This window comes from Agathobacter sp. LCP21S3_B2 (genome assembly GCF_052118705.1).
In the GTDB taxonomy this organism is placed as follows: domain Bacteria; phylum Bacillota; class Clostridia; order Lachnospirales; family Lachnospiraceae; genus Roseburia.
Genome location: NZ_JBQKGQ010000033.1, coordinates 1 through 8,961, shown reverse-complemented (window position 1 = coordinate 8,961; position 8,961 = coordinate 1). Strand labels below are relative to the sequence as shown.

Annotated in this window: 7 protein-coding genes; 6 read left to right on the top strand and 1 reads right to left on the bottom strand. The window is 40.5% G+C overall.

What is annotated here, in order from left to right; all coding sequences use genetic code 11:
• The first annotated feature begins 158 nt into the window (after positions 1 to 158).
• The 6 genes from ACTQ1L_RS14990 (at position 159) to ACTQ1L_RS14965 (ending at position 8,610) form a co-directional block, all read left to right on the top strand.
• Complete coding sequence (locus ACTQ1L_RS14990; protein ID WP_441368037.1) at positions 159 to 1,310, top strand: HAD family hydrolase; 1,152 nt, start codon at positions 159 to 161, stop codon at positions 1,308 to 1,310.
• Between the two features lie 18 nt (positions 1,311 to 1,328).
• Positions 1,329 to 3,350: a BglG family transcription antiterminator gene (locus ACTQ1L_RS14985; RefSeq protein ID WP_441368035.1), complete on the top strand. Its 2,022-nt coding sequence runs from the start codon at positions 1,329 to 1,331 to the stop codon at positions 3,348 to 3,350.
• Between the two features lie 206 nt (positions 3,351 to 3,556).
• Positions 3,557 to 3,820 (top strand): HPr family phosphocarrier protein, encoded by a 264-nt coding sequence (locus ACTQ1L_RS14980; protein ID WP_012741269.1) that lies wholly within the window; start codon positions 3,557 to 3,559, stop codon positions 3,818 to 3,820.
• A gap of 30 nt (positions 3,821 to 3,850) precedes the next feature.
• Positions 3,851 to 5,551: a phosphoenolpyruvate--protein phosphotransferase gene (ptsP, locus tag ACTQ1L_RS14975; RefSeq protein WP_441368033.1), complete on the top strand. Its 1,701-nt coding sequence runs from the start codon at positions 3,851 to 3,853 to the stop codon at positions 5,549 to 5,551.
• A gap of 256 nt (positions 5,552 to 5,807) precedes the next feature.
• On the top strand, positions 5,808 to 7,214 hold the full coding sequence (locus tag ACTQ1L_RS14970; RefSeq protein ID WP_441368032.1) for an ATP-binding protein: 1,407 nt from the start codon (positions 5,808 to 5,810) through the stop codon (positions 7,212 to 7,214).
• A gap of 646 nt (positions 7,215 to 7,860) precedes the next feature.
• A complete protein-coding gene (locus ACTQ1L_RS14965; protein ID WP_441368030.1) occupies positions 7,861 to 8,610 on the top strand; it encodes a hypothetical protein in 750 nt (249 codons plus the stop codon).
• 115 nt (positions 8,611 to 8,725) lie between these two features.
• Here the strand turns inward: ACTQ1L_RS14965 and ACTQ1L_RS14960 are convergent.
• Positions 8,726 to 8,961: hypothetical protein (locus ACTQ1L_RS14960; RefSeq protein ID WP_441368028.1), on the bottom strand; the 236-nt coding region annotated here is incomplete at its 5' end.

The window sequence follows — 8,961 nt, the reverse complement described above, 5'->3', positions numbered from 1 at the left end:
GGACTACAGGAGAATAAGGAACAGGTAACTTGTTTGTTTAAGCATAGCAAGCTGAAATATATTGAAATATATGGCTGTTAAATATTGTGATATTTAACAGCCGAAGTAATACAAAGATAATTTACGGAGAAGATTTTGATACGAGTGGCTTCAAAAAAGTGGATTATAAAAAACGCCCGATACCGATGGGATATATCATTGCAAAGGATATACTGCCTGTGGGCTGCTGCATGGGAGTGCGGACAGCTAAGGGGGATATCTCCACACCGGTTGGTGAAGATACGGTAGTCATAATAGGAGAAGACGGCAGTGTACGGATTTTAAATCTGGACAGGCTGAACAAAAGCTTCAGGATATACAAGGACTGGCGGTTTACTGTGAAACAGACAGATTATGTCCCGAGGTTCAAGAATAAGGATACGGAGACTATAGTGGATGGAATGGCACATGCCAGAGTGTGCATACCTGTTGAGGAGGATTTTTCAAGAGCTTTTGTGCTAAAGCACAAGGTAAAGCTATTTAAGAATAAGGATGACAGCAGTTATATATCAGGCAGACCGGGAGATATTATGGTTCTGCCAAATGATGACAGGAATGAGGTATATATGATAAGCAAGACAGAATTTGAAAAGACACATATAGCAAAGGGTGAGGAGGAAAACCGTAAAAAAGCGGTCGTTTTCGACCTTGATGGAACACTTCTCTATACACTCGAGGATTTAAAAAATGCAACAAACTATGCATTGAAACAAAGTGGCATGCCGGAGCGTACACTCGATGAGGTGCGCAGATTTGTGGGAAACGGAGTCAGACTGCTGATGGAGCGTGCAGTGCCACAGGGGGCAGATAATCCAAAGTTTGAGGAGACCTTTGCGTTATTCAAGGAGTACTATGACGCACATTGTAACGACAATACATCGCCATATGATGGTATTATGGAGCTGCTCGAGGAGCTTAAGGTGCGCGGCATCAAAATGGCTATCGTATCAAACAAGATAGATTTTGCAGTAAAATCGCTGGACAAGCTGTATTTTAAGGATTACATGACAGCAGCCATCGGCGAGATGGAGGAGGAAGGCATCCGTAAAAAGCCGGCGCCTGATATGGTGCAGAAGGCACTAAAGGAGCTTGGAGTGACACAGGATGAGGCAATCTATGTGGGGGATTCCGATGTGGATATCGCCACAGCGAAAAATTCAGGTCTGGAGTGCGTATCTGTCACATGGGGCTTCAGGGATGTAGAGTTTTTGAAGGAGCATGGTGCAACAAATCTGATAGATGAACCGGTCGAATTGTTAAATTACGTATAATCAGGAGAACTTTGATTTATGCTTTCAGAAAAGGGACTATTGATAATTGAAAAGCTGGCAGAGCACAACAATGAGCTTGTCACATCAAAGGCTCTTGCTGCGTCCACAGGTATGTCAGAGCGAAGTGTGAAGACATATCTGAAGGAGGTGGCTGATTTTTGTGAGCAAAACTCTATGACGCTCGACAGAAAGCCGGGCAAAGGCATGAAGCCGTGCTTTGGCGATGCGCAGATAGGAAAGATTCTGGATGTGGCAGGGCGGAAATCGGCAGCAGTATCGCAGAAGAAGAGACAGAACTACATATCGTATATTCTGCTAAGTGGCTGGGATACATACACGTATGCACTTTTTTCGGAGGAGTTAAACGTCAGCAAAAATGTCATCATGGATGATATAAATGAGCTTGACGCAGAGCTTCTGCTCTATGGCATTAAGGTGCACAGAACGGTGGGCTACGGAATATATGCGACAGGCAGTGAGCTTGATATCAGAAAAGCCATGAGGCATTTCTGCAGATATCCAATCAGTGATAAGCAGGTTATCAAGACCGATGACCACAGGCTTTCAAGACGCGCGGCCGAGGTGATAGCTAATAATTTCAGAAGCGTAAATCTGTCGATGGCAGTTGACATGATACATCATGTGGAGAGACGCTTTGATATCATCTTTACGGATTACACATTTCAGATGCTGGCAGAGTACATAGCCATTGCACTTTTCAGGGTGGATGTGGAGAAGGAGCTGAAACCGGATGAGTTAGATTTGTCGAACCGAATGTGTGATGATGCAAGTGATGAGGATGCGGGCACCGCAACAGAGCAGCAGGTACAGAAAAATGGATTCATAATGACAGAGCATGAGAACATGGCAAAGGAGGCAGCAGGCTTTCTGGAAAGATATCATGGCATCAGCCTCGCACAGCCTGAAATCATGTATCTGGCAATGCTTTTTTCCTGTGCCGAGGGACAAAACCGCGTTGTCATGTCCTGTGAGGAGGCGCTTAGCATAGAGGATGAGATGATAGTGTATCTGTCAAATCTTCTCGCTGCCAATCTGATTGAAAATGAGCTTCTACGTGAGAGCATGCGTAGCTTTTTACCGGGCTCCATTGCGAGGACTCATTTTGGCATAGAGATAGACAATCCGTTTCTTTCCGATATCACACAATCGTATGCCAGTCTCTTTACGGTATGCTTTACTGTATCGAGATACTACGAAAAGTACACAGGTGCCATGCCGAGCGAGAATGAGATAGCTTTTATTGCCTTGCAGGTGGGAGGTGCCCTGCACAGAAATCCTATGACAGTGCGCGCAGTGTTAATTGGTGCAGCAGGCTATGCGACCGGCAGTATAATAGCGGGCAAAATAGAAAACAGGGTGCCGGATGTAAGGATAGTAAGCATTTTGTCGTCAGACCGCATAGAGCATATTGACGAGTATGACTGCGACCTCATACTCTCGACCATAGACACACAGGCAGATATCCACAATGATATGAGATTTTTGTATGTTTCTCCACTAATCAGTGCGCAGGATGAGAAAAATATCAGAAACAAGTGCTTTGAGCTCATGACCGGCCAGAGCGCGGAGGTCAGCGAGTTTTCACAGATGCTGTCGGAGGAATTTATCATATTTGAGAAAAAGGCGAAAAATCGCAAGGATGTTTTAAAGCGCGCGTGCCAGCTTCTCATAAACAAAGGAATAGTGCAGAGCGAGTTTGCGAGGGATGTACTGGAGCGTGAGAAGGTGGAGGCAACCGCCGTGGGCTGCAATATAGCCATACCGCACGGAAAGCCTGAGCATGTAAACCGCTGCCAGATACTTGTGATACGTCTCGACAAGCCGATAGAGTGGGGCGAGAGGATGGCAGACATGATATTTCTGCTTGCGATAAACTTTGACAGTGTCAACACGACAAAGGCATTTTTCCATGATTTCACGAAGCTTCTGAATGAAAATGGAGCGACTGACAGGCTCAGGGAGGCTGCTTCACCTCATGAGCTTTGTGCAGCTATACGGAAAGAGCTGGGGTGGAACTGAATATCACATTAATACAAAATTGCACCAGAGATGGTGCAATTTTGCATTTTGGGGAATATTGAAAAAACTCATACCGCACAGTACAATAAAACCATAGAAAGCAACGGACATATGACAGGCTGATGAATAGCAGAGGACGATACAGTTAATCATATGTGTGAGCGAAATAAATAAACCAATAATTTTAAAATCAGGAGGACAAAACTATGGTAAGCAAGACAATGGTAGTAAAAGCAGCCGAGGGACTTCACATGAGACCTGCAGGAGTTATCGCAAGAGAGGCAGGCAAGTTTGATTCAGATGTAACAATCGTATTCGGCGACAAGAGAATCAACGCAAAGAGCCTTGTAAACATCATAGCAGCATGCATCAAGAAGGATGCAGAGATTACATTCGAGTGTGAGGGAGCTGACGAGGAAGCAGCACTTGCAAAGATGGAAGAGCTCGAGGCAGACAACTTCGGAGATTAATCAACCAGTAAAGTCAATCGGAGGTGTGATATGTACAAAGGAATCGCCGGCTCAGAAGGAATCGGAATCGGAAATGTGGTCATTATCGAAGAGCATGAGATAGTGATTGAGAATAAGAAAATTACAGATACAGACGCTGAAATCGCACGTCTCCAGGGAGCCATTGAGAAATTTGTAAATGATACAAACACCATGGCAGACAGAATGGAAAAGACAGTCGGAGCAAAGGATGCGGATATCCTTCGCGGACATATCCAGATGCTTCAGGATCCAACCATAGAGGAACAGATTACAGCGCTCATAGTAAGTGAGAAAATCACGGCAGAGAAGGCACTCGACCAGGTGCTTGAGCAGACAGCAGAGATATTTGCACAGATACCTGATGAGCTTTTGCAACAGAGAGCGACAGATTTCAGGGATATCAAAGCCAGAATCCTTAAGATTCTGCTTGGAATCGAGGACTACGATATCTCAGCAGCTCCGGCAGGCACAGTGCTCGTGGCACATGACCTGACACCATCCATGACAGCAGGTATCGTGGCAGAGAATATCGCAGGAATACTCACAGAGGTGGGCGGCAGAACCTCCCACTCAGCAATACTTGCAAGAGCAATGGAAATCCCGGCAGTTCTCAGTATTGACGGAATCTGTACATCTGTCAAAAATGGTGACAGAGTGGTACTCAACGGAACAAGCGGAGAGGCAATCGTAAACCCTGACGCTGAGACAGAGCAGAAATTCGCTGGGCTGCTTGAGGAATACAAAAAAGAGAAAGAGCTCTTAAAGAAATTTGCGGGTGTGCCAACAGTATCAGCAGACGGCACAAAGGTAGAGCTTGTATGCAATATCGGAAAGCCTGAGGACGCAAAGAAAGCTGTAGAGTGTGACGGAGAGGGAATAGGACTTTTCCGTACAGAGTTCCTTTTCATGGACAGAGATACAATTCCTACAGAGGAAGAGCAGTTTGAGGCATACAAATCAGTAGCAGAGACAATGAATGGCAAGCCTGTCATCATCCGTACACTTGATATCGGAGGCGACAAGGAAATCCCATATCTGGGCCTTGAGAAAGAGGACAACCCATTCCTGGGCTACAGAGCTATCAGATTCTGCCTCCAGAGAACAGACATCTACAATACACAGCTTCGTGCACTTGTGAGAGCCAGTGCATTCGGCAGGATAAAGATAATGGTTCCGCTTGTGACAGGCGTAGATGAGCTTCGCAGTGTAAAGGCAATGGTAGCTGACATCATGAAAGAGCTTGATGCAGAGGGCATTGCATACAACAAGAACCTCGAAATCGGTATCATGATGGAGACACCGGCAGCCTGCATGATGGCGGATGTGCTTGCAAAAGAGGCAGCCTTCTTCAGTATCGGAACAAACGACCTGACAGGCTACACGATGGCAGTAGACCGTGGAAACTCAAAGGTAGCATACCTTTATTCAGCTTTCAATCCGGCAGTGCTTCGCGCAATCAAGCGTATCATCGAGTGCGGTAAGAAAGAGGGAATCATGGTAGGCATGTGTGGAGAGGCAGCAGCAGATCCAAAGCTCATTCCGCTGTTACTCGCATTCGGACTTGATGAGTTCTCAGTGAGTGCCACAAGTGTGCTCAAGACCAGAAAGACCATCGCAGACAGCAGCATTGCAGACTGCAAGGCATTGGCAGACAAGGTAATGGCATGCGCTACAGAGGCAGAGGTACAGGCAGTGCTTGCACAGCAGTAGATGCTAAATCCAAACAAGTATAAAAGTTAGTAAAAGAGTATAAATAAGAGTAAAATATAAAAGTATAACATTGAAATTTATTATAAAGACGGCTGAACCGGTGGGGACCGGGACGGACGTCTTTTTTGTGTACGCGAAATGAAAGATGAATATTTAGTTATTTACGATTTAGTTATTTATGATTAACTAAATTACGATTGACTAAATTATATATAAGTAATAAAATATTGTGTATAGAGATGGAGGGAGAAGAGCTATGTTTATAGGAAGAGAAAAAGAGCTTGCAACTTTAAACGGATTATATAATTCGGATAAATTTGAATTCGCAGTAATATACGGCAGACGAAGAGTGGGGAAGACAGCTCTCATAAGCCATTTTATACAGGATAAAAAAGCAATATATTTTATGGGAGTAGAGAGCAACGAAAAGCAGAATCTGGAGAACTTTAGTCAGGCAATCATGGAATATGCTTCAGGAATAATGCCGGGGACTTCATTCGTGTCATTTCAGGCTGCAATAGAATATGTATTTAAATTATGTGAAAATGAAAGATTGGTGCTTGTCATAGACGAGTATCCATATGTGGCAAAAGCTTCGAAAAGCATGGCTTCAACCTTGCAGATGCTTATTGATAAAAATAAAGATAATTCTAAAATGATGCTTATATTATGTGGCTCATCTATGTCTTACATGGAAGATAATGTGCTGGCATATAAGGCACCTTTGTATGGCAGAAGAACCGCTCAGATGAAGATACTTCCGTTTGATTTTGAAGATAGCTGCAAATATTTCAACGGATTTTCAGCAGAGGATATGGCTCTGATATATGGTATTGTTGGTGGTACTCCGCAATATCTTTTACAGATGAATGACAGCATGAGTGTAGAGGACAATATAAAAAATGTGTTCCTCAACCCCGCATCAGCAATCTTCGAGGAACCTGAAAATCTGTTAAAGCAGGAAGTCCGTGAACCTGCTGTATATAATGCAATAATAACAGCAGTAGCAACAGGCAGCTCCCGTATGTCGGAAATCGCAACCAAGATAGGCGAAACGACAAGTGTATGCTCACAGTATATGAAAAATCTGATTAATCTTGGCTTAATACGGAAAGAAACTCCATATGGCGAAAAGGAGTCCAGAAAATCAACATATGCAATAGCTGATAATATGTTTAGATTCTGGTATCGGTTTATACCTGATAATAATTCTATCATTAGCAGAGGTGCAACAGAACTTGCGTATAAAAGAATTGCTCCAAATCTGTCAGATTATATGGGCAGGATATTTGAAGAAATATGTATGCAGTATCTGTGGAAATTGCTGCTTGATGGGGAAGCACCTGTGGAATTTAGCAATCTTGGACGATGGTGGGGAACAGATCCACAAGAGAAAATACAGACAGAAATTGATATAATGGGTGATCAGGATAAAAGCACTGCATTGTTTGGAGAATGTAAGTGGATAAATGAAAATGTGGATGTAAAAGTGCTCGAAAAGCTGAAAAAGAGAAGCAGATTATTTAGATATGAGAATGTCCATTTATTTTTATTCGCAAAAAAAGGATTTACCCAAGGGTGCATTGAGGAAGCCGGAAAAATGGGAAATGTATCGCTGGTGACATATGATCAGATATATGGGTATTTAAATAATGAAGGATAGTGGGTAAATGGAAATAGCATTTAAACTTATTTAAGAAAATTCAGAATTATTTAGATTTAATTAAGCAAATATTTAAGCTTTATATATTATATGTAGATATATAGATATCTATGATTAAAGGGTCAAAAGGTATCATCGATGCATGCTTGCATGCAATTCGATGTATACCTTAGTGACCCGCACTACACCGAGAAAGTAGCAATTTGCTGCGGAAACGCAGGAAATTAGCGGATTTCGAGGTGGAGTCAGATTACGGGAATGCGTAGCATGTAGTAATCTGATTAATCATAAATGAGGGGCAAAATACCTTTTGACCCTCATATCATAGTAATGGAGACTTTTTTTACAAAAGATAATTTTAAAGTCAAAATCGGTAATGGAATATGCGATGATAAGACACTGCTCGAAAGTACTGGAATAGGACTAAAAAGTGTGGATATGATGATGCTTAGGATGAATGGAAATATGAGCTATTCAAGGGAACATGGGAAGTTTTGGGTTAAACTGGAGTTTCCGATTGTAAAATGATATATATTTAGATTTGTTAATAAAAATTTATATTTTTTTGGAAATATTTAAGGGTTTTCTTTAGTTTATTATTATAATATTTTATAAAGATTATAATAAAATAGATTGGAGAAACGTAATGAGTATTTACAGTAATTTAAAGGAACTATATAAAGATACAAATGATATTGTTAATGGGAAAAATATTGCATGGAAAATTATTTATATGTTACAAAATATTTCCTTTATAATTATTTGCATGATTTGCTTAGTAGATAAATGTAAAATCAGAACAATTATTCCAGAGAATATTGAATTTGGTCTATCGCAAAGTGTATGTAATTTTTTGAATAAATACATAGTAATTTGTATTATTTTTTATTTTGGCTATTTGGTGATCTTAACTCCTATAATAAAAATACTATATGTCAAATTAAATACGGAATATAATAAAAACATAATTCCTATATGGTATACAATTGATGATATTATTAAAATTTTGCTGAATATAATGATTTTAATTGTGGTGATACAGGATGTTATGCTGGGCTTAAATAGTGAATATGTTGTTAAAACAAAAAATATTATAATATATTTTTATGTTACAATAAGTGTACTATTTACATTTATAGTTAAACTGTATAGACAAAATGAAAATTTATCTATTTTAATCGCTTATAGTTATACTGATTATTTTGATTCAGAGGGAAAGAGAATCGCTAAAGAAGATAAAGTGATTTATAGAAATAAGATATATAGTTTGTATAAGGAAGAAAAAGATTGGTATTTAGTGGATAATACAACGGAAAAGATAAAGCTTCAGGAAGCTGTAATTGATAAAGAAGGAAAAATTAAAGTTTATTTTTATGGTATGGGGGAGAGAATATAGTTGATTATAATGTAATACTGATTAGTAGGCAGAGGCAGTAACGAGAGAGTGGCCTCTGTTTTTTGCGCAGGAAAAGAGTCTCTTTTATTTAACGTAATAGAGGATAAAATTAAAATCAGGTATTTAAGTTTTTAATGAGAAAAACTTCAGAATACTTCAGATTTATTTTAGTAAAATCTTTATAATTTGACGATAATATATTAATAGGCGCCAAGTAAAATATATACTTTATAATAACTACTGTTTGTGATTCCTTATCTTGTCCAAATTCAGCTCTCATTTTTGTCCGGCAACTGCTCATTTCATTGCCACAATTAAGATTACATTTCCGGGGCTTTCTGCCCCGGATTT